Annotated in this window: 18 protein-coding genes; 15 read left to right on the forward strand and 3 right to left on the reverse strand. The window is 39.9% G+C overall.

Translation table 11 applies throughout. The features are described 5' to 3' along the window. Positions 1-80 precede the first annotated feature (80 nt). The 14 genes from ZA06_RS03285 to ZA06_RS03345 all read left to right on the forward strand — a co-directional run bounded on the left by ZA06_RS03285 (position 81) and on the right by ZA06_RS03345 (position 15745). Positions 81-590 (forward strand): DUF3124 domain-containing protein, encoded by a 510-nt coding sequence (locus ZA06_RS03285; protein WP_053977046.1) that lies wholly within the window; start codon positions 81-83, stop codon positions 588-590. 57 nt (positions 591-647) lie between these two features. Then, a complete protein-coding gene (locus ZA06_RS03290) occupies positions 648-1334 on the forward strand; it encodes a hypothetical protein (protein WP_157503069.1) in 687 nt (228 codons plus the stop codon). 33 nt (positions 1335-1367) lie between these two features. Further along, positions 1368-2504, forward strand: coding sequence for an FUSC family protein (locus ZA06_RS03295; RefSeq protein WP_240472195.1), 1137 nt, complete (start codon positions 1368-1370; stop codon positions 2502-2504). A 200-nt stretch (positions 2505-2704) separates the two neighbouring features. Beyond that, a complete protein-coding gene (locus ZA06_RS03300) occupies positions 2705-3100 on the forward strand; it encodes a DUF1801 domain-containing protein (protein WP_053975971.1) in 396 nt (131 codons plus the stop codon). A 190-nt stretch (positions 3101-3290) separates the two neighbouring features. After that, on the forward strand, positions 3291-4868 hold the full coding sequence (locus ZA06_RS03305) for a sulfatase-like hydrolase/transferase (protein ID WP_053975972.1): 1578 nt from the start codon (positions 3291-3293) through the stop codon (positions 4866-4868). Between the two features lie 245 nt (positions 4869-5113). Beyond that, positions 5114-5353, forward strand: a complete 240-nt coding sequence (locus ZA06_RS16865) for a hypothetical protein (protein ID WP_157503071.1) — start codon at positions 5114-5116, stop codon at positions 5351-5353. Next, the gene (locus ZA06_RS03310; protein WP_082331912.1) at positions 5350-6882 is read left to right on the forward strand and encodes an arylsulfatase; all 1533 of its coding nucleotides are present in this window, start codon (positions 5350-5352) and stop codon (positions 6880-6882) included. Before ZA06_RS16865 ends, ZA06_RS03310 begins: the two co-directional genes overlap by 4 nt. 82 nt (positions 6883-6964) lie before the next feature. After that, complete coding sequence (locus ZA06_RS03315; protein ID WP_082331913.1) at positions 6965-7990, forward strand: HAD family hydrolase; 1026 nt, start codon at positions 6965-6967, stop codon at positions 7988-7990. 23 nt (positions 7991-8013) lie between these two features. Next, positions 8014-9750, forward strand: coding sequence for an amidohydrolase (locus tag ZA06_RS03320; protein WP_053977049.1), 1737 nt, complete (start codon positions 8014-8016; stop codon positions 9748-9750). A gap of 2 nt (positions 9751-9752) precedes the next feature. Continuing rightward, the gene (locus ZA06_RS03325; RefSeq protein ID WP_053975974.1) at positions 9753-10985 is read left to right on the forward strand and encodes a carbohydrate porin; all 1233 of its coding nucleotides are present in this window, start codon (positions 9753-9755) and stop codon (positions 10983-10985) included. Between the two features lie 64 nt (positions 10986-11049). After that, entirely contained in the window at positions 11050-12630 is a 1581-nt protein-coding gene (locus tag ZA06_RS03330; RefSeq protein WP_082331914.1) for an arylsulfatase, read from the forward strand. 100 nt (positions 12631-12730) lie between these two features. Then, positions 12731-13549 carry a transporter gene (locus ZA06_RS03335; protein WP_157503073.1) on the forward strand — a complete coding sequence of 273 codons (819 nt, stop codon included), beginning with the start codon at positions 12731-12733 and terminating at the stop codon, positions 13547-13549. 13 nt (positions 13550-13562) lie between these two features. Further along, on the forward strand, positions 13563-14450 hold the full coding sequence (locus tag ZA06_RS03340) for a hypothetical protein (protein WP_053977051.1): 888 nt from the start codon (positions 13563-13565) through the stop codon (positions 14448-14450). Between the two features lie 35 nt (positions 14451-14485). Further along, the gene (locus ZA06_RS03345; RefSeq protein ID WP_240472196.1) at positions 14486-15745 is read left to right on the forward strand and encodes an OprO/OprP family phosphate-selective porin; all 1260 of its coding nucleotides are present in this window, start codon (positions 14486-14488) and stop codon (positions 15743-15745) included. 20 nt (positions 15746-15765) lie between these two features. Here the strand turns inward: ZA06_RS03345 and ZA06_RS03350 are convergent, their stop codons facing one another. Together ZA06_RS03350 and ZA06_RS03355 are read right to left on the reverse strand one after the other, a co-directional pair. Then, positions 15766-16365: a hypothetical protein gene (locus ZA06_RS03350; protein WP_157503075.1), complete on the reverse strand. Its 600-nt coding sequence runs from the start codon at positions 16363-16365 to the stop codon at positions 15766-15768. A gap of 176 nt (positions 16366-16541) precedes the next feature. Beyond that, positions 16542-19178: a valine--tRNA ligase gene (locus tag ZA06_RS03355; RefSeq protein WP_053975977.1), complete on the reverse strand. Its 2637-nt coding sequence runs from the start codon at positions 19176-19178 to the stop codon at positions 16542-16544. 272 nt (positions 19179-19450) lie between these two features. Between ZA06_RS03355 and ZA06_RS03360 the strand changes: the two genes are divergently transcribed. Continuing rightward, positions 19451-19876, forward strand: coding sequence for a DUF1573 domain-containing protein (locus tag ZA06_RS03360; RefSeq protein ID WP_053975978.1), 426 nt, complete (start codon positions 19451-19453; stop codon positions 19874-19876). 48 nt (positions 19877-19924) lie between these two features. Here ZA06_RS03360 and ZA06_RS03365 read toward each other — a convergent pair whose 3' ends face one another. Further along, positions 19925-21181 carry a pepsin/retropepsin-like aspartic protease family protein gene (locus ZA06_RS03365; protein ID WP_240472197.1) on the reverse strand — a complete coding sequence of 419 codons (1257 nt, stop codon included), beginning with the start codon at positions 21179-21181 and terminating at the stop codon, positions 19925-19927. Between the last annotated feature and the right edge of the window lie 40 nt (positions 21182-21221).

A 21221-nucleotide genomic window follows, 5' to 3' on the forward strand; every position in this document is an offset into this window, starting at 1 on the left:
GATATTCAGGTGGCATTAGCGTTGTAAGTTTCTGAAAATTTAATATCTTCAATCTTAAACTACTAGGATTGAAAATGCTCATGAAACACCTCACCATACTTCTATTAATATATTTTTCAATACAAAGCTGCCAAGACAATGGGCAAGTGAGCTCTATACATCCCGTAAATTGGGATAGCAGAACACTAAAGCACAGTTTAAGTGATTCGCTTTCAACTGGCAGCACCTACCTTTCTGTTTACTCTCAAATTTATAGTGAATCGGAGCATCGCACCCATGACTTAACCGTCACCGTAAGCATGCGAAACACCAATACCACTGATACCATTTTCATTAACAAAGCTGACTATTTCAATACGAAAGGCCATTCTATCAGAACCTACTTTAATCGCCCTATTTACATCGCTCCTATGGAAACGGTAGAAATCGTTATTGACGAAAAAGACCAAGAAGGTGGCACGGGCGCCAATTTCCTTTTTGATTGGACCATCAACCCCAACACCCATGAACCACTTTTTGAAAGCGTCATGATTTCTACCTCTGGACAACAAGGCATTTCTTTCACTACACAAGGCAAACGTATAGAATAATTACCAAAAACCTATGAGACAATGCTCAGCATCCTAAAAAACATAAAAAAGGGATTTTTGAATCAACATAAATTCGGTAGATATCTTTTATATGCTTTAGGAGAAATGACTCTGATAGTTCTTGGTATTTTAATCGCCTTAAAAGTTGACAATTGGAACCAAGAGCAGGTCTTGAAACGACATGAAACCCAAGTACTGAAACAATTGTTGAACCATGCCCAAGCCGATTACAGTTTCTTTTCCTCTAAATCTGATTTCTTCGACAACCAAGAACATTTGTATCAGGAATTATTAAGATTGTGCAACCATACATTGCCCGATTCACTGTTGATGAGAAAGCAATTGAATGTTTTCAATCTATTTGGAAAGGCCACCATACAATCCAATATTGTCAACAGCAATTTTATCACCTATGATATCATTAGCAACCAGCAACTCAAAAAACAGTTACTGGACTATAAAAGACAGTACGAAGCTGTTAAAATAAGTTATGATCTTTTTAATAGTAAAACCACCCTCTACACCGATCCAATTTTGGTCCAAAACTATGCCGATGTTTTAAAAATAAATGAAGACACCAGTTGGTCTGATTTGGAACCTTTTTGCGATTACCCAAATATAGAAGGCATCTCCTATTTATTATCTACCACGGCCTCTTTTGCCCAACAGCAAACCAAAACACTTTTGGATCTGAACAACGAGCTAACTCAAGAACTAGAACAGGTTCTTGAATCCAAAAAATGACAAGGCGCTGTCAACTAAAATGTGCTTACCTTTGTGGAGAATAAATCCATCTTTATTTCTAAAGATGAACGCATCCCCATGGCATTAAAAAACACCATCCATAAGGAACTGGAACAATTGGTAACCCTAAAGGATTCCACAAGAACTTGGCACACCCCAATGCTAACCGCCATCTGTGTTGGATTTCCTTTACTGGTAGGATTGTATGTTGACAATCTTCGCTATGCCCTTATTTCCTGTTTAAGTGGTTTGGTCATTCTTTACCTTCCCAGTTCGGGGTCGTTTACCAATATAATTACCACCTTATTGGTAAGCTCATTTGGGTTTATGGTATCCTTTGCTTTGGGGCAGTTTTTTAGTTTTTCCCCCACGGTTTCGGTGATTGTGTTTGGGCTGTACTCGCTCATCGTGCATTGGATCATTCTGTATTATAAAACGGCTCCCCCACGGAGTTTCTTTTTTATCATGATCCTTTCCATTTCCATTTGCCAACCTTTCAACTTAAGTACCATTCCTACCAAAGTTGGTTTGGTTGGTTTGGGCACCATGTTTTCCTGTACATTGGGTTTGGCCTATATTTTATGGTTGTCGGCCACCCAAAAAATAACACCACAGAATGCCCCTGTCCCCCTGCTTAAAAAAAATACCTATGCCGATTTTTGGGAAGCCATCATTACTGGAGTCATCATGGCCATTTCTTTGGCCCTAGGTTACTGGCTAAAACTTGAAAACCCCTATTGGATTCCTATTTCCTGTGGGGCCGTGATGCAAGGCGCCTCCCTTTATCATATTTGGCAGCGTACTTTCCAACGTATTTTGGGAACCTTTTTAGGACTTTGTCTGTGTTGGCTGTTGCTCCAGATAGCCAACACCCCTTTAATGCTTTGCCTGTTCATCATTGTGTTGCAATTGATCGTAGAATTGCTCATCATTAGAAATTATGCCATGGCCGTGATTTTCATTACGCCTTTGGCCATCTTTCTTTCGGAAGCTGCCAACCCCATCATCAACGATCCCAATGAACTTATCGCACTTCGCTTTTGGGAAATCCTAATCGGTAGTGGTTTGGGAGCTATTGGAGGTTGGCTGTTGCACAAGGAAAAAATACGCTATGCCAGCATTCGAGGGCTTAAAAAACTTGGCAACCAAATAGAGCAGAATATTTCTTAAGAAAGAAAATTGGTATCTTTAAGAAAGGTAATCTACCACTTCAGCTCATACCGTCGATTCGAGTGACATTTTGAAAACATATGGCATCGAGAATAGATGCTTCTAAAGCCCTTTTGGTTTCGATACAATGGTTCTCAATAGCTTTCAAAAAATCAGGCAACCTGACGATGCTTTTTATATAAATTTCAACTTGCAAAGCCATGCTACAGAAAGACATCCAAAACTACAATACACAGCAAAACGAAACAGACCAAGAAATCTGTCATGTACTGGCAACCATCATTGATGCGCAAATGTCTGAAGCCGAAAGCAAACTATGGCATGGACACCCTGTTTGGTTTTTGGAAGGCAACCCCATTGTGGGTTACAGCAAACAAAAAAAGGGATTGCGTCTGATGTTTTGGAGTGGTGCCGATTTTGAAGAACCCGATTTAAACATTCTAGGTGGAAAATTTAAAGACGCCTCCATTTTCTATAATTCCATAAATGACATCAATATGGAAGCTTTAAAAAGGTGGTTGGAAACCTCTAAACATATTCAATGGGACTATAAAAATATTGTAAAACGTAAGGGGCGTTTGGAACGATTAAAATAGTCTTCCCAAAAAACCTCTTAAACAAATGCAATCAATTCATTTTCAATTATTAACACTTTTTTTTGTTTAAAAATAATCCTACATTTATATAGCCTCAATTTGTTTCTTTTGGCTACTAAATATATAGTCTTTTAATTACTACGTCAAAAGACATTCACCTAAAAAGCTATTAACCGTAATATTATTTAAAATGAAAAAAAGTATTCTTACAGTATTTCTTTTGGCACTCTGCTGGAATATGAATGCGCAAAAAATCAGCATTTTTGATGAAACCGTTGTCGAAAAAGAAAACATGGAACCTGCAATTCCGAGACCGGAACAAGAAAATATTGCATCACAAAAGTTAAAAGACTTTTCAAATAGATCCAAGAAGAAGCCAAATGTGCTCATCTTTTTAGTGGACGACTTAGGCTGGGGAGATATTGGCTGCAATGGTGGAGGAGTAGCCGTGGGAGCCCCCACCCCAAATGTAGACAAATTGGCTAGAGAAGGGAAGCGCTTTACATCCTTCTACTCTACCCCAACCTGTACTTCATCGAGAGCCGCACTAATGACAGGAAGGCAACCCATTAGAAGCGGTCTCACAAGACCTCTGTTAAGCGGCGACAAAGTAACCACAAACCCTTGGGATGTAGAGGTAACACAGGCAAAACTATTATCTTCGGCAGGTTACAAATCGGCCTTAATAGGAAAATGGCATATTGGGGAAGCCGAGAATATGTTACCCCATGAGGTAGGCTTCGATTATTTTTATGGGCTTCCAGCCGTACAATCGGATTACACACAATTCTTGGTTGAGCGTCAATATTCTGACATGATCAACAACAAAGAACTCCATGACAAAGCGTTTCAGTTACAACCAGAAGGGCTTCTTATGGGACGTAAAGGAGGTGGGCGTTCTGTTGGTTTCGAAATCAAAACTATTGAGGAATTACGGCAGATAGACGAAAAACTCAAGGACGAGTCTATAAAATTCATCAAGGAAAACTCAGGCAAAAATCCTTTTTACCTAATCCACTCCTTTACTGCCATTCACAATGACACCTATTGTGGCGAGGAGTATATTGGAAAAAGTCCTGCCGCCATGCCAGTAAAAGATGCTATTGTACAAATGGACCATATTGTTGGAGAAATTATGCAGGCCCTTAAAGATAGTGGAGAATTAGAAAACACCTTAGTGCTGTTCACTTCAGACAATGGTGCCAATGAAGATGTGTTTCCAGATAGTGGCTATCACCCTTGGAAGGGAGGAAAAGGAACCACTTGGGAAGGAGGGGTTAGGGTACCTCTCATTGCCTATTGGAAAGACATGATTGAGCCAGGGCAAGAAACCAACGAATTGATTGATTTAACCGACCTGTATATGGTCTCCTTAAGACTAGGCGGAGTAATGAACCAACTTCCGAACAATCTTTATTTTGACGGCATAGACCAAACCTCTTACCTCTTGGCTAAAGACGGACGCTCTAAAAGACAGTGCGTGTTTTTATGGAACGGCACCGATTTTTGTGCTATGCGATGGAAAGACTACAAAGTACATTTCCAAGTATTCGACATTAAGGAAACGAGAAGAAACATTGATGCCTCCAACCTATCCAGAATTGGTACCGCGCCATGGTGCTACAATCTAAATGTAGACCCTAAAGAAATGGGAAGCGAGGGTCACCGCTATTTCGAATGGGGCATACCTGCAGTAAACGCGTTTAGGATGCGCCATTTGGCCACAATGAAAAAATACCCCAACACCGATATTGGTCTAGGGCTCTAAAATTTAAAAGGCTACCTTATCGGTAGCCTTTTTATATATGGGAGCTTAAACCAAAATTCCAAATTCCCATTATTTAATAAAAACCCACAATTTCAAAAATAACTACAGAAGTATTCCTTTTTAAACGAAGAATTCGTACATTAGTAACTGATTGATAGCGAATCAAATACCCCCTAACTTTAACACTTTACCTATAGATAAAGGCAAGGCCTTATCTGTAGTGCCAACAACAAATAAGTGCATTAATGTTGAGAGAACATCCTTATCAATCATGCCCTAATGGCTTTTCTGCTTTGGGTACCCACCCCAACCACCCTTGGTTGGAAGCTCGTCGTGTGGTTTGTTCGCACTTTAAGCCATCCTCTCAAATAATACAAATGTCATTCTCTACAAGTGGTTTTGTCCACTACCAAAACTCTACCACCCCAACAACAAACAAACTTCAAAAGTTCAATTATCACACCATTAAATACATTTTATTATGAAGCATACTGCACACTTTTTAAAAATGCTTAGCATACTATTGTTACTGCCCTTAGTTACCACGGCACAAGACAAACCCAATATTTTGGTAATTTGGGGAGACGATGTAGGGATGTGGAACATTAGCGCATATCACCGAGGCATGATGGGCGGCACCACCCCCAATATAGACCGCATTGCCAATGAAGGGATGCTCTTTATGGACCATTACGCTCAAGCCTCCTGTACGGCAGGGCGTGCGGCATTTATCACTGGCCAATACCCAATGCGTACAGGATTGAGTACCGTTGGTCTTCCTGGAGCCCCTCAAGGTCTTCAAAAAAAGGATCCAACACTTGCAGAAATGCTAAAACCCTTGGGGTATGCCACCGGTCAGTTTGGTAAAAACCATCTGGGAGATCGGGATGAACACTTGCCTACAGCCCATGGCTTTGATGAGTTTTACGGCATCCTGTACCATTTAAATGCGGGAGAATATCCTGAACAGTATGACTACCCAAAAGATGAGGCCACCTTAGAAAAACTTAACTTAAAGCAACGCGGTATTATTCATTCCAAAGCTTTGGGCAATGGTAAACAAGACATTAAAGATCTTGGTGACTGGGGTACTGAAGTTCAACGGAATTTAGACCAAGATGTATTGGAGCAATCCAAACGCTTTATTAGGGATGCCGCACAATCCAATAAACCGTTTTTTGTGTGGCATAATACCACTCGCATGCATTATCGCACCAATTTAAGTAAGGAATATGATGGAAAAACGGGATACGGTCTTTATGCCGATGGGATGGCAGAATTAGATGATGATGTTGGGGAGCTTTTGGACTTATTGAAAGAATTAGGACTAGAAGGCAATACTATTGTTATGTTTTCAACCGACAATGGCGCCGCTTCTAATAGTTGGCCCGATGGAGGAAACCAACCTTTTCATGGAGAAAAAGGCGTTGGTGGTTGGGAAGGTGGCTTCAGAGTCCCTATGGCAGTGAGATGGCCAGGACATATTCCAGCTGGAACAACGACGGGAGAATTTATGACCATGGAAGATTGGTTACCTACCCTAATGTCCTTTGTAGGCAGTCCCAATATTAAGGACAACCTGTTAAACGGACACAAAATAGGAGGTACTTCTTTCAAAGTACATTTAGATGGCTACGATCAAAGTGATATTCTATTAAACCAAGGAAAAACCAAACGTAAGGAATTCTTCTACTTTACAGAAACTACCTTGCATGGCATGCGTTATGGCGATTGGAAATTATTGTTTAGAAATCAGGAAAAATGGTTTAGAGCTTCTCAGGATGTGTTAACATCTCCTTACATTATCAACTTAAAACTAGATCCTTTTGAACGCTTTACCGAAGCTCGTGGTTATGATGAATGGGCCGAAAACCGGAGTTGGATCATTGGTCAGGCAGGTGGTCATGTTACTGAGTTTTTAAAAACCTTCAAGGAATTCCCCCCTAGCCAGGAAAGTTTTTCTGCTCAAATGGGAGACTTTAACTCCATGTTAAAAGCAGTCAACAACAGGTAACGGCAGAAAAAAAAAATATAAAACAGGAGCTGCACATGCCAACAACATTCCAGTTCCTTTTCACCTTAAAAACAATCAAGTTATGAGCCTTTTTAAAACCCTTCCATTAGCACTATGCCTTTTTATAGTCACAGCCTTCAAGACAGATGACAAGTCCAATATTTCCAATACCGAAACCTCTGTTCAAAAAGATCCACTGCCCTCCTGGAATGAAGGGGCTGCAAAAAAGGCCATCATAGCATTTGTAAGCAATGCCACCAATAGCAAAAGCTCCCAGTTTATTCCTGTGGAAGACCGTATTGCCACTTTTGACAATGATGGCACCCTATGGAGTGAGCAACCGGCCTATTTTCAATTGTTTTTTGCCATAGACCGTGTAAAAGCCATGGCCAAAGACCATCCCGAATGGAAAAACCAGCAACCCTACAAAGCCATTTTAGAAAATGACATGGAAGCCTTAAAACAAAGTGGTATGAAGGGTATTTTACAAATAGTTGCAACTACCCATACCGGCATGACAACAAATGAGTTTGAAGCCGTCGTGAAATCATGGGCCAGTACGGCCAAACATCCTACCAAAAATGTGCCCTACACCGATATGGTGTTTCAGCCCATGCTTGAATTGTTACACTATTTAAGAGCCAACCAATTTAAAACCTATATCGTTTCGGGTGGTGGCGTCAATTTTATGCGAGCCTTCTTACCCAGTATTTATGGCATTCCTGAAGAACAAATTATTGGAACACGTTTTAAAACCGAGTGGATTAATGATGGTGATAAGCCAATCATCAAGGTCTTGCCAGAATTGGAATTTAATGATGATAAGGAAGGAAAACCGCTAAACATTCAAAAGATTATTGGGAAAAAACCAGTGTTTGCTGCAGGAAATTCCGACGGGGATTTGCAAATGCTGCAATGGACAGCCTCCAACAAATTGAACAGTTTTATGCTCTATGTACACCATACCGATGCCGAGCGTGAATGGGCCTATGACAGAGAGTCGCATATTGGAGGGTTAGACAAAGGATTGGATGAAGCTACCAAACACGGCTGGACCTTAGTGGATATGAAAAAGGATTGGAAAGTGATTTATCCAAAATATCAATAGTAGAACTAAAAAAACAATACACCATGCTAAAACAACTAGGTATCCTACTCATTGCCCTTTTAACACTGCTTTCATGCAACAGCAAAAAGGAAAAAGCACAAGAACCCATTGCTTCAAATCAAACCCTCTACTTCAATGGAGATATCATCACTGTTGAAGGCGACGCTCCCAACTATGCAGAAGCCTTGGTTGAAGCGGATGGTAAAATTATTTATGTAGGATCAAAAGATCTGGCTTTAACCAATTATGAAAATGCCAAACAAATTGATCTTGAAGGAAAAACTATGGTTCCCGCTTTTATCGATGGACATGGACACTTTTATAACACAGGGTTTGCTTCTATAGTTGCCAACCTTCTGCCTCCGCCAGATGGACCGGGAGGAAGCGTTCAAGAGCTTGTTGACGCCATGAATAGTTGGAAAGAGTCTGAAGACGGAAAATTTGTTGTTGAGAAATTTGGTTGGATCATTGGTCATGGGTACGACGACTCCCAGCTTACTGAAAAAGATCATCCAAAAGCCACCGACCTTGACAAAATCAGTACCGAATTACCAGTTTTGTTGATTCACCAGTCTGAACATTTGGGTGTTATGAACAGTAAAGCGTTGGAAATGTCTGGCTATACCAAAGACACCAAAGACCCAGAAGGCGGACACCTTAGAAGAAATCCTGACGGAAGTCCCAATGGTGTTTTAGAAGAAAAAGCGATGTACGCAATTCTGTTTCCGCTGCTAGGAAAGGCAGATGCCGAATTTGCAATGCGCTGTATTGACAAATCCCAAGAAGAATATGCCAGCAATGGTTACTTAACTGTTCAGGATGGCCGTACGACTCCCGAGCAAATGACCATTTTTAGTGAAGCCGCAAAGCAAGGGAAATTTTTTATCGATATTATTTCCTATCCTGACATTGATGTAGCAAACTTCGCTATGGATAGCATTTATTACAATAAAGATCATAGTTACAAAAACCATTATCGAGCAGGCGGTGTAAAATTAACCTTAGATGGTTCCCCACAGGGAAAAACAGCATGGTTGACCCAATGTTACCATGTCAATCCCGTAGGTAAAGATGGCTGCTATAAGGGCTTTGCTATAATGGACGACGAAAAGGCTGAAAAATATGTAGAAAAAGCATTTCAAAACCAATGGCAATTAATTTGTCATACCAATGGGGATGCCGCCATCGATCAATATTTAAAGGCCATTGCCGATGCCGAAGCAAAATACAATTACCCCGACCATAGAACCACTATCATTCACGGGCAAACCTTACGCAAAGACCAAATTCCTACTGTTAAAAAACTGAATGTATACTGTTCCCTATTCCCAACCCATACCTTTTATTGGGGCGATTGGCATAAAGAATCTGTTCTAGGTGAACCTAGAGCCGATTATATTTCGCCATGTCGTGATGTCATTGATGCTGGCATCAACCTAACCTCCCATCACGATGCCCCTGTAATTTTCCCTAAATCCATGCGCGTTTATGATGCGACTGTTAACCGAGTAACAAGAACTGGCTATATTTTAGGTCCAGACCAAAGAGTAACGCCGTATGAAGGTCTTAAAACCTTAACTATTTGGGGCGCCAAACAAAATTTTGAAGAAGACAGTAAAGGAAGTTTGAAAGAAGGCAAAATTGCAGATTTGGTAATCCTTGATAAAAACCCTTTGAAGATTGACCCGATGCAAATACATACCATCCAAATTCTGGAAAGTATAAAAGAAGGTAAAAGTGTTTATAAAAAAAGTAATTAGCTATGACCTTAAAGTTTAGAATCTCATCCCTCTTTTACATCCTCTTGGCTAGCTTAAATACTACAGCCCAAGAGGGTTCCAGCAGAAACTATTTATCGGGAAATTGGAACGGAACGAGAGACACTTTGGAGGCAAAGGGACTGTACATAAATCCACGACTGACTGTTTTCAACCAAAATTTTGTTGCAGGAGAAGGAGGTAATGAATCAGTTTTCAATGGCAAAGCGCAATTGGATGTAAAGTACAATGGAAAAAACATTGGATTAAGCCGTTGGACTTTGGTTACCAAAGCCGAATATAATTTTGGGGATGCCCTAGATTATTCAGGAAATGTATTAATTCCAAAACACACGGCAATTACATTCCCCGGATATGTACATGGAGAACGCTTCGATATCAGTAGTGTGTTTTTAATCTATAGTTGGAAGCCCGGAAATCAAATATTAGCAGGAAAGATTAATATGGTCGATATGGCTGCTGGAACTACCTATAGCGGCGGCGCAGGTTTAGATGCCTTTTGGAATTTGGCCTTTGCCGCACCTGTTTCGGGCATCACCCCTCCATATATTTTTGGAGCCATTTCCAACATCAGTAGTAACAAATTAAAATGGACGTTCATGCTATACGACCCTGTTAGCGTGGTAGGCAAATCTGGATTTGAAGATCCCTTTAGGGAAGGCTTCGTGCTTTCTGTATCGCCCAGTTGGAAAGTAAAAATTGGAAACTCCGTAGGTAACCATGCTTTGCGACTGGCTTATAGCAATCAGGACGGGAACAACCTCTATAATTTAGGGGATATCAATCCACCTGTAGAAGTCCCACTTTCAAATAAAGAAAATAGATACTATGCATCTTACAGTTTCAACCACCCTTTGCAAAACCTAAGCGATAACAAAAGTTGGGGAGTATTTGGGCAAATTTCTTTTTCCGACGGCAATCCCAACCCAATCGATTTTAGTTTTCAGTTGGGACTTGGCGGTAACAGTTTTATCAAAAACAGATCACAGGACAAATGGGGCTTGGCCTTATATGACTATTCATTAAGTAGTATCGTAGACGATAAAGCAGAAGACTTTGGCATACCCCTTCGTAATGAAGTGGGGATAGAGTCCTTTTATCAATATTGGCTAAACAATTGGCTTTCCATTGGAGCCGATATACAAATCGTCAAACCAATAATTAAAGATAGCGATACAGCTGTTTTCATTGGCTTTAGGTCCTCTGTTAAAATTTAAATAACAATTCATCATCAATCAAAAATGGCTATTAAATCAATTAGTAATATATAAACCAGAAATTATGAGCAATTTTTTTCGCAAGAAGACCATTCTCCCAATACTGCTCTTACTGCCGCTATTGGGATGGAGCCAGCAAAAGCCCAATATTTTAGTGATTTGGGGAGATGATGTAGGTTGGCAAAACGTAAGTGCCTATGGTATGGGCACTATGGGCTATACCACGCCCAACATTGACAAAATTGGAAATGAAGGCATCAAGTTTACCGACCATTATGCACAGCCTAGCTGTACGGCCGGTAGAGCTTCCTTTATCACTGGACAATATCCTATTCGAAGTGGAATGACTACCGTTGGTCAACCTGGTGATGTTCTTGGACTTCAAGCAGCCTCTCCATGTTTGGCAGAAGTATTGAAAGCCGAAGGTTACGCTACGGGACACTTTGGTAAAAACCACTTGGGCGACCGTAACGAACACTTGCCAACGGCCCATGGCTTTGATGAATTTTATGGCAATCTGTACCACTTGAATACTCAAGAAGAGTCTGAACAGCGCGATTACCAAAACTTCGCTAAAGCCTATTCCGGAGATTTAGAAGATTATGAAAAGAAATTTGGAACCCGTGGAGTGATCCATTCTTGGGCTACCGATAAAATGGATAATACCGAAGATCCACGCTTTGGAAAAGTAGGCAAACAACGTATTACTGATACTGGTCCTTTGACCCAAGAGCGTATGAAGGATTTTGATGCTGGGGAAGTGATTCCTAAAGCGGAAGACTTTATGAAACGTGCCAAAGCCGATGGCAAACCATTTTTTGTATGGCTCAACACTTCCAGAATGCATCTTTACACTCGCCTAAACGATGAATGGCGCTATGCTGCTGAAAAATATACTTCTGAGGCTGACCTATACGGTAGCGGGATGTTGCAACACGACCACGATGTAGGCTTGGTTCTAGATTTCTTAAAAGCTAACGGCATGGACCAAAACACCATTATTTGGTATTCTACCGATAATGGTCCAGAGCACAATTCTTGGCCACATGGAGGTACTACGCCTTTCCGCGGTGAGAAAATGGGAACTACCGAAGGAGGTGTAAGAGTCCCTAGTATGATTATGTGGCCTGGAGTATTCAAACCTGGTCAAGTTCTAAATGGCATCCAAGCCCATATGGACATGTTTACCTCTTTGGCAGCGGCAGCAGGAGTTCCTAATGCAGCCGAACGTTTGATGAAAGAGAAAAAACAATATATCGATGGTGTTAACAACCTTCCTTATTGGAAAGGACAAAGTGAAAAATCGGCTCGGGATATGTACTACTATTACTACGAAAGTAATCTGAACGCCGTGAGGATGGGCCCTTGGAAATTCCACTTTATCTACAAAGAAACTTATTATGGCACAGCCGAAGCGAGAACCGCTCCTTTGATCTTTAATTTAAGGATGGATCCTTTTGAAAGCTATGATACCGAGGATGCCTATGGGCACCTTATGCAAAAAGTTTCCTGGTTGATGGCCCCAATGGGAGAGCAGATGAATGCCCATATCAAAACCTTGATGGACTATCCTCCTGTTCAAGGCGGTAAAAGTTTTGACATGTCTTCTGTAATGGATGCCGTTGTCAAGAAAGGGCATGAATAGCCGTTTTAGGATTTTAAATCATTATTACTAAAATAGGGTACCAAGGCAACTTCCTTCTTTCAAATGGAAGTTGCCTTAAATGCCTAAAAAACTAAACCAAATGAAACAGTTTTATAGAATAGGATATCTTATATTATTGTTATTGTCAATCAGTGTCAATGCTCAGGAAGCCGAAGCCCCTGCTTCAACAGGAGGCCCTTCAGCAGAAGATTTGGCCAAACAATTGGCAAACCCAGTGGCTAATCTTATTAGTGTGCCTTTCCAAAACAACTTTGAATTCAATGTGGGCCCAAATGAGGGCTTCAGATACAATTTAAATGTTCAACCCGTATTACCATTTAGTTTCAACAGCAAGTGGAACTTGATAAGTAGAACCATTGTGCCATTTATCACTCAAAAAGATGTACTCTATGATGGTGATTGCGCCAATGGTTTGGGTGACATTGTACAAAGTTTTTTCTTTTCACCCAAAAACCCTACCTCTAGTGGAATTGTTTGGGGAGTTGGCCCTGTATTTTTATTGAATACAGCCTCAGAAAATGAATTGGGTGCCAATACTTGGGCTGTAGGACCCAACGCCGTATTCTTGAAACTAAGCGGGCAGTATACCTATGGTGCTTTGGCAAACCATATGTGGTCCTATGCAGGAAAAGGCGAAGACATTAGTGCTACTTTTTTTCAACCCTTTTGTACCTATGCCACACCCAACGGAGCGTCTTATACCATTGCTTCAGAAAACACCCAAAGTTGGCGCAATGACATTTTTGGAGGGTTTATAGGTGTGTATTACGCCAAAGTAGTACAGATATCCAAACAAACAGTACAGTTGGGAGGCGGCCCTAAAGTTTATTATGGCAATAACCCTTTGAATCCAGATTTTGGCTTCCGAGCTAATGTCATTTTATTGTTCCCCAAATAAACAACATACAACAATGAAACAGATCCTTACATGCATTATCATTTTCTTTGTGTTTGGGTCTTTACACGCCCAAGAGGAACCAGATTTAATGGGCTTGGATAGTACGGTTGATTCTACAAGCCAAACCATTTACAAAGACAATACCGTAAGGTATCCCGATTGGAGATTGAAGCGTTTTGAGATTTCTGCTGGCTTGTTTTTTCCTTTGAACGATACCGAAGTTAGGGTTGGCAGCACCAATTTTGATGACTTTGGAACCACCATTAATTTGGAAGACGACCTAGGCTTTGATAAAACTACCTTTTCATTCTACGCCAATGCTGAGTGGCGTATTTCCAGACGTTCTAGGCTCGCTTTGGATTTCTTCTATTTAAACCGAAAATCGACCTATACACTAGACGAAGAAATTGAATTTGGAGACAATGTATATCCTGTGGATGCCAATTTGGAAGCCTTTTTCAACATGAATATTTATAGACTGTATTACAGTTATACCATCTTTGCAAAACCCAAATATGAGATTGGCGCCTTGATTGGTGCCCATGTATTGTTTACCGATGTGGGCATTAGAGCCAATTCTGGAAATGTGGAAGCTGAACTCAATGACAGTTTTGATTTTATAGCACCTGTGCCAGACATTGGGATTTGGTTTGACGTACTTCTTTCCAAACGCTTCTCACTTTACACCAACATCAATTATTTAGGGTTGACTATAGACAATATCAAGGGACGCATATTTAGTACGAATGCAACATTGGCCTATCAACTATACAAGGGCTTGAGCTTAAAAGCTGGGTTTACAAGTTTGGACATCAAAGTGGAAACCACGAGAAAACATTTGGACGGCTACTTTAAATGGGGCTATAATGGACCAACCTTCACGGTCAATTTTGCATTTTAGCAAGTCACCAAATGCGTATTTGAAAAATGAAAGTTATGAAAACAATGAAGTGGAACCTAATCATAAAATTAAGCCAACGGGTGCAACATTATGGCTTTATCCACTTCTTCATAATTCTATTCTTTCTCTTTAACCATACCAATGTTCTTGCCCAAGAAGAAAAAACAGAAGATTCCCTCCCTAAATGGAACATTGGATATAGCAGCAAAGGATTTGAACTAAAGTCTAGTGACAACCTTTATAAATTACAAATACAAAGCAGACTACAGTTTCGGTTTGCCACTCCAGATGACCAAGACCCAATTACCTTTGATGACTATGATGAAGATGGGACCCACCTTTTTAAAATTAATCGTGCCCGCCTAAAAGTAGGTGGTAATGCCTATAGAACTTGGTTAAAGTATTATTGGGAATACGACATGGTAAACTCCAACCTTTTAGACTTTAGGGTGATGGTTGAAAAGTGGAAATGGCTCAGTTTGAAATTTGGCCAATGGAAACTGGAGTATTCCAGAGAACGGCGTATTAGTAGTGGGGAACAGCAATTGGTAGATCGCTCCATCATTAACCGGCCCTTTACGGTAGATCGTCAGCAAGGTGTTGAATTATATGGGCGCTTGGATGGAAAATCACTTTTGGATTTCAGCTATTGGGCAGCAGTCCTAACAGGTACGGGAAGAGGCCACAACACCAATGACGATGCCCATTTTATGTACTTTGGAAGATTGCAGTGGAATCCCCTTGGGGAGGATATGGGATTTGAAAGTAGCGATATGGAACATCATGGCAAACCAGCAGCCATCATTGCCATTGCTGGGGTCACCAATAGAAGTCCCTACACCCGATTTTCATCTTCCGGAGGAGGGGAATTACTAGGTTTTGAAGATGCCGAAAATGGACAATACCGTGTTGAACAGTACAATTTGGAAACCGCTTTTGTTTATAAGGGGATTACCTGGCAAAGTGAATGGCACCACAAGAAAATCATCGACATGCACAACGATGTCCCAGATAGGCTACTGAAAGGTTATTATTTGCAGGCAGGTTACTACCCACAGGGAGATATTCCGTGGTGGCCCAAACCTTTGGAAATAGCTGCACGCTACTCGTCCTATATCCCCGATTCGTATTTAGACCAAGACCATCAGGACGAACTTTCTTGTGCTCTAAATTGGTTTTTTAGAGGCCATAAAAACAAATTGACAGCTGAGGTCAGTCATTTTGACTATGAACAATTTGACAGGCAAGTTGATAAAAAATGGCGCTTTAGAGTACAATGGGAAGTTTCTTTTTAAAAAGGTTAAAAACTCAGCTTCTAAAATTTCAACCCATATACAAAACCAAGACCAAAAATATCGTACACGTCTTTATAAATGTAATTGAACCCAACAGAAAGTTCCCAATTATTCTTTTCCAAAAGAATAAACTCCGATCCCAAACGGACAATCCATAAGGTTTCGTGGGCATCGGTTTCAATACCACCTCCCAAGGAAACGGTCCACCTTGGTAAGGCTTCCCAAGTACCGGCCACAGACAATACGGTAGCATTTTCACGCTCCAGGAAATCGCCCTTTTCATTTTCAACATGTAAATTCACAATTTCCACATCATTATAGGTACCGATTGCCCAACGTTCGGTCAGCCAATATTCATAGGAGAACCCAAAGGTTGGCGCAATAATTACCTCCTTTTCTCCAGTATCAATGTCTCTACCTTCTGGAATCCAGGAATACCCAGCATAAAATGCCAATTTGTTTCGGTGAAAAACCTCTTCTTCTTCTTCTTCTTCAAACTCCATTTCCACCTCAGCCTCAATGGTCTCTTCTGTTTCTTGAGCAAATACGGGAACGGATAAAAGCAACATACTTAAAAACCATATATTTTTCATCATTCCAAATCGTAATACTGTGTCCATAAACGCTTTTATTTTAAAAGTTAAACAACTGAATATTAACACTTAAAGTTACAGAATTTAATTTATTCACGAACATTTTTTTATCCCCCCTTGGGATAGGTCCATAAAAAAAACCTGCCCAATGGTATTGGACAGGTTTTAACTCTCTATAAATTATCAAGAAATCCGCTTTCCTCTTATTGCAAGCTCGCCAAACTTGATTTAATAGTTTCTATTTTAGCTAAAGCGTCGGCTTCTTTTTTACGTTCGTTCGCAATCACCTGTTCTGGTGCACCATTTACGAAACGCTCGTTAGACAGCTTTTTCTGAACCGATTTTAAGAAACCTTCTGTATAATTTAACTCTTCGGTTAACTTTTTAATTTCAGCTTCTACATCAATACTTCCTGCCATAGGCACAAAGTATTCATTGGATTTTACACGGAAGGTTAAAGCACCATCTACAGCTTCAGTTACATATTCAATCGTTTCAAGATTTCCTAACTTTTGAATGATGGAATCGAAAGTTGTACTGGTATTTCCATTATTAATTACTGAAAAACCAATGGCATCTTTAAAGGCTATGTTCTTTTCTTTTCTGATATTTCTGATTCCTGAAACTACTTCTGAAGCAAAATCAAACTCAGCAATCAAGGTTTCGTTTACTGGCTTGGCTTCTGGCCATTTTGCTACAATTAAAGCTTCTTCCGGAGTACGCTCGGCGATGTAATGCCAGATATCTTCTGTTAAGAACGGCATAAATGGATGAAGAATTTTTAAGTTATCTTCAAATGCAGCGATTAATGATTTATAAGTTGCAGCATCTACCGGTTTTTGATACGCAGGCTTCACGATTTCCAATAACCATCCTGAGAAATCGTCCATTATCAATTTATAAATCGCCATTAACGCATCGCTTAAACGGTATTTACTAAAGTGATCTTCGATTTCAGTTAAAGCTTTTTGGAATTTAGAAGCGTACCAGTCTAATGCAATTTTACTTGATTCAGGCTGTGGAATAGTTTCATCGATTTCCCAACCATCAATTAATCGATAAGCATTCCAGATTTTGTTTCCGAACCCTTTACCTTGTTGACAAAGCGCTTCGTCAAACAATAAATCATTACCCGCAGCACTACTCAACAATAATCCTACACGAACACCATCGGCGCTGTACTCTTCAATCAGTTTTAAGGCATCAGGAGAATTCCCTAGGGACTTACTCATTTTACGACGTTGCTTATCACGAACAAGTCCAGTTAAGTACACGTTGTTGAATGGTCTTTCACCTTTATACTCGTATCCTGCAATAATCATTCTGGCAACCCAGAAGAATAAAATATCCGGACCAGTTACTAAATCGTTTGTTGGGTAATAGTATTTTATGTCCTCGTTTTCAGGATTGCGAATACCATCGAACACGCTCATTGGCCATAACCAAGATGAGAACCAAGTATCCAAAGCATCTGTTTCCTGACGTAAATCTTCAGCTTTTAAATCAGCGTTTCCTGTTTTATCCTGAGCCAAGGTTAAAGCGTCTTCCATAGTTTCAGCAACCACAAAATCTTCTTTTCCATCACCATAGTAATACGCAGGAATTTGTTGCCCCCACAATAACTGACGTGAAATATTCCAATCGCGGATGTTTTCCATCCAATGGCGATAGGTATTCTCGAATTTCTTAGGGAATAACTGAATCTCTGAATCTTCACCTAAAACCGCTTCGATGGCAGGTTTTACCAACTCTTCCATTTTCAAGAACCACTGATCGCTTAAACGAGGTTCGATAACGGCTTTAGTACGTTCTGAAGTTCCTACTTTATTTACGTGAACTTCAGTTTTTACCAAAGCTCCGATTTCTTCCAATTCTTTAGTAATTGCTTTACGTACTACAAAACGATCTTGTCCTTCGTAATGTAAACCGTAGCTGTTTAAAGTTGCATCTTCATTGAAGATGTCCACTACTTCCAAATTGTGTTTATCACCTAAAACCTTATCGTTTTCATCGTGTGCCGGCGTTACTTTTAAACATCCCGTACCGAATTCAACATCTACATATTCATCTTCAATAATCGGGATAACACGACCACAAATTGGTACAATGGCTTTTTTACCCTTTAAGTGTGTAAAACGCTCATCGGTAGGATTGATACAAATGGCGGTATCACCAAAAATAGTTTCAGGACGCGTGGTTGCAATGGTTAAAGTATCATCGCTACCTTCAATCCTATAGTTTAGGTAATAAAGATTTCCTTGCTTTTCTTCATAGATTACCTCTTCATCAGACAAGGTTGTTTTTGCTTCCGGATCCCAGTTTACCATGCGGTAACCACGGTAAATCATGCCTTTGTTGTACAAGTCGACAAACACCTTTATTACTGCTTCAGACATATCGTCGTCCATCGTAAATTTGGTTCTATCCCAATCGCAAGAACACCCTAATTTTTTAAGTTGTTCTAGGATCACACCACCGTATTCATGAGTCCAATCCCAGGCATGCTTTAAAAATTCATCACGAGATAAATCGTTTTTATCAATCCCCTGCTCTTTTAATTTCGCAACCACTTTAGCTTCGGTAGCAATAGACGCATGATCGGTACCCGGTACCCAGCATGCATTTTTACCTTGCAAACGCGCACGACGTATCAATACATCTTGAATGGTATTGTTTAACATGTGCCCCATGTGCAAAACACCAGTTACGTTTGGTGGTGGAATTACAATGGTGTAAGGTTCTCTCTCATCTGGCTCTGAATGAAAATAGTTGTGTTTCATCCAGTAATCATACCACTTTTGCTCTACCTCTGTGGCTACATATTGTGTTGGAATTGCCATATCCTAATTATCTTGTTTTGTAGTTTTTAACTTTCAAAGGCTAACATTACAGGGATTTCATTGCTTAACTCCCTACTAAAACAGGGCCTTTGGTACTGTTTTTGTATATGAACTGACAAAAGTACTTATATTTCTTTTTTCGTGAAATTATTAGGAGAAATAATCCCCTTGTTTTAAGCTTGCTGAGCGTTAAGAATACGGTAATACGTCTAATTAATTTTGCTGAATGATAAAAAGTGAGTAGTTTTGACTATCAATTTAAATTTTAAGTGATGAAAAATTTAGTACTGATTTTATTTGTAGGCCTTGTAAGCCTTGGTGCCATGGCACAAGAAAAAGTAGCTAAGATTGAATTTAAGAGCACAACTATAGACTACGGAACTATTGAAAAAGGTTCGGACGGCGTTCGCGTATTTGAATTTACAAATACAGGGAATGCCCCTTTGATCATTTCTAATGTAAAGTCTACCTGTGGTTGTACTGTTCCTAAAAAACCAGACGGACCAATTATGCCAGGTGAAACTGGAGAAATCTCTGTAAAATACGACACTAATAGAGTGAACCCAATTAGAAAAACCATTACCGTAACTTCTAATGCGGATACCCCAACAGTAGCCTTAAAAATTAAAGGTTTGGTGGTAGACTCTAGCAAAAACAGTGTTCTTGAGAAAAAGGACAAAAGCGTAATGGAACAATAAGAAAACGCTACTTACACAAACTAAAAAACTCCCTCTTCAGGGAGTTTTTTAGTTTAATAGACTTTCCAACCTAAATTTAAACACCATTGAGTTGCCAGCTCGATCTACCACCAGTTTGATATTGGTTTCATCATCGTCACAAAACCTTTGGGTCAATTCCTGCAATGTCATAGTATGAGTTCCTTTGTTATTTATAGACAAAATAACATCCCCAACCAATAATCCCGCTTTATAAGCTGGTGAATCCTCCCGCAGTTCCACAATAGTATACGCTGGCTTCAAGGCAAATTTGTAAATGGTATTCAACATGATTCTATTGCTAGCATTCTTATCATCCCCTTCTTTTGCATAATTAAATAAGGATTGCTCTTCCTTCACGATTCGCACCCCATTTTGCTCCAGTACAATCCCACTCTTATTGTAATGGAAGGGCTTTTTAAAATTTCCGTTTTTCTTAATGGTCATTTTAAAATTGTGGTAATCCAAAACAATGTTAAAGCGCTTGAGCAATTCCCCCGAAATACTCCCATTTCGCTCTGTAAAGTTTCGAGCTTCCGTAATGGCAACAGAATCTGGAAATGCCACATTTACCCTTTTCAAGTCAAAACCACTCAACGAGAAACTTTTTACTTTAGAGCGCTTTCCATGAATGTTGCCACTAAGTCCTTTTCCTAAAAAATCCTCAAAGAAATTATCACTTGAGGGCAACAGTTGCTGAGTGGTATCCTCAAAAAGCCAAAGGGCGTCACTACTGCCTGTATCGACCAGTAATTTTACTGGGATTTCAGCAGAATCAATACACACCAAAGCATCTACATAGGGTTTGTTTTTATACAAAATCAAATCCAGGGTTTCGCAATTGTTACATTTTTTATAGGAATAGGTTTCTGGCTTGTGCAATTTTAAATGTTTAGCGCCATAATTAATTTCTACAATAAAATCTTTAAATACATCATACCCAATGATACCGTGAACACTCACTCCTAACCTAGGGGTGAAATTGATGGAATTATCGAACACCACATACACATCTTGATTGACGTTAACCGCATCACCAATTTTAAACTTATTATGGCTAGACTTTAAGGCCTCAATTTCTCCATCACCACCAAGACCTCTGAGGAAAATCCGCTCCCCATTATAGATGTGCAAAGAGTCGGTAAGATTAAAAATATTGAAGAGAATGGGCTTGCTCACGCCAGAGTCCAATAAAAAGGATAATTCTACCCCATTAACCTCCACAGGAATTATAATTAAGTTGTTAATTAGTTGGAATTTGACCTTGCTATTATCCTGAGAAGGCATGTTGAAATTACCCTGAGCATGTAGGTTAATACTCAGCGCT

Origin of the sequence: Mangrovimonas xylaniphaga (assembly GCF_001280435.1) — a bacterium.
In the GTDB taxonomy this organism is placed as follows: Bacteria; Bacteroidota; Bacteroidia; order Flavobacteriales; family Flavobacteriaceae; genus Mangrovimonas_A; species Mangrovimonas_A xylaniphaga.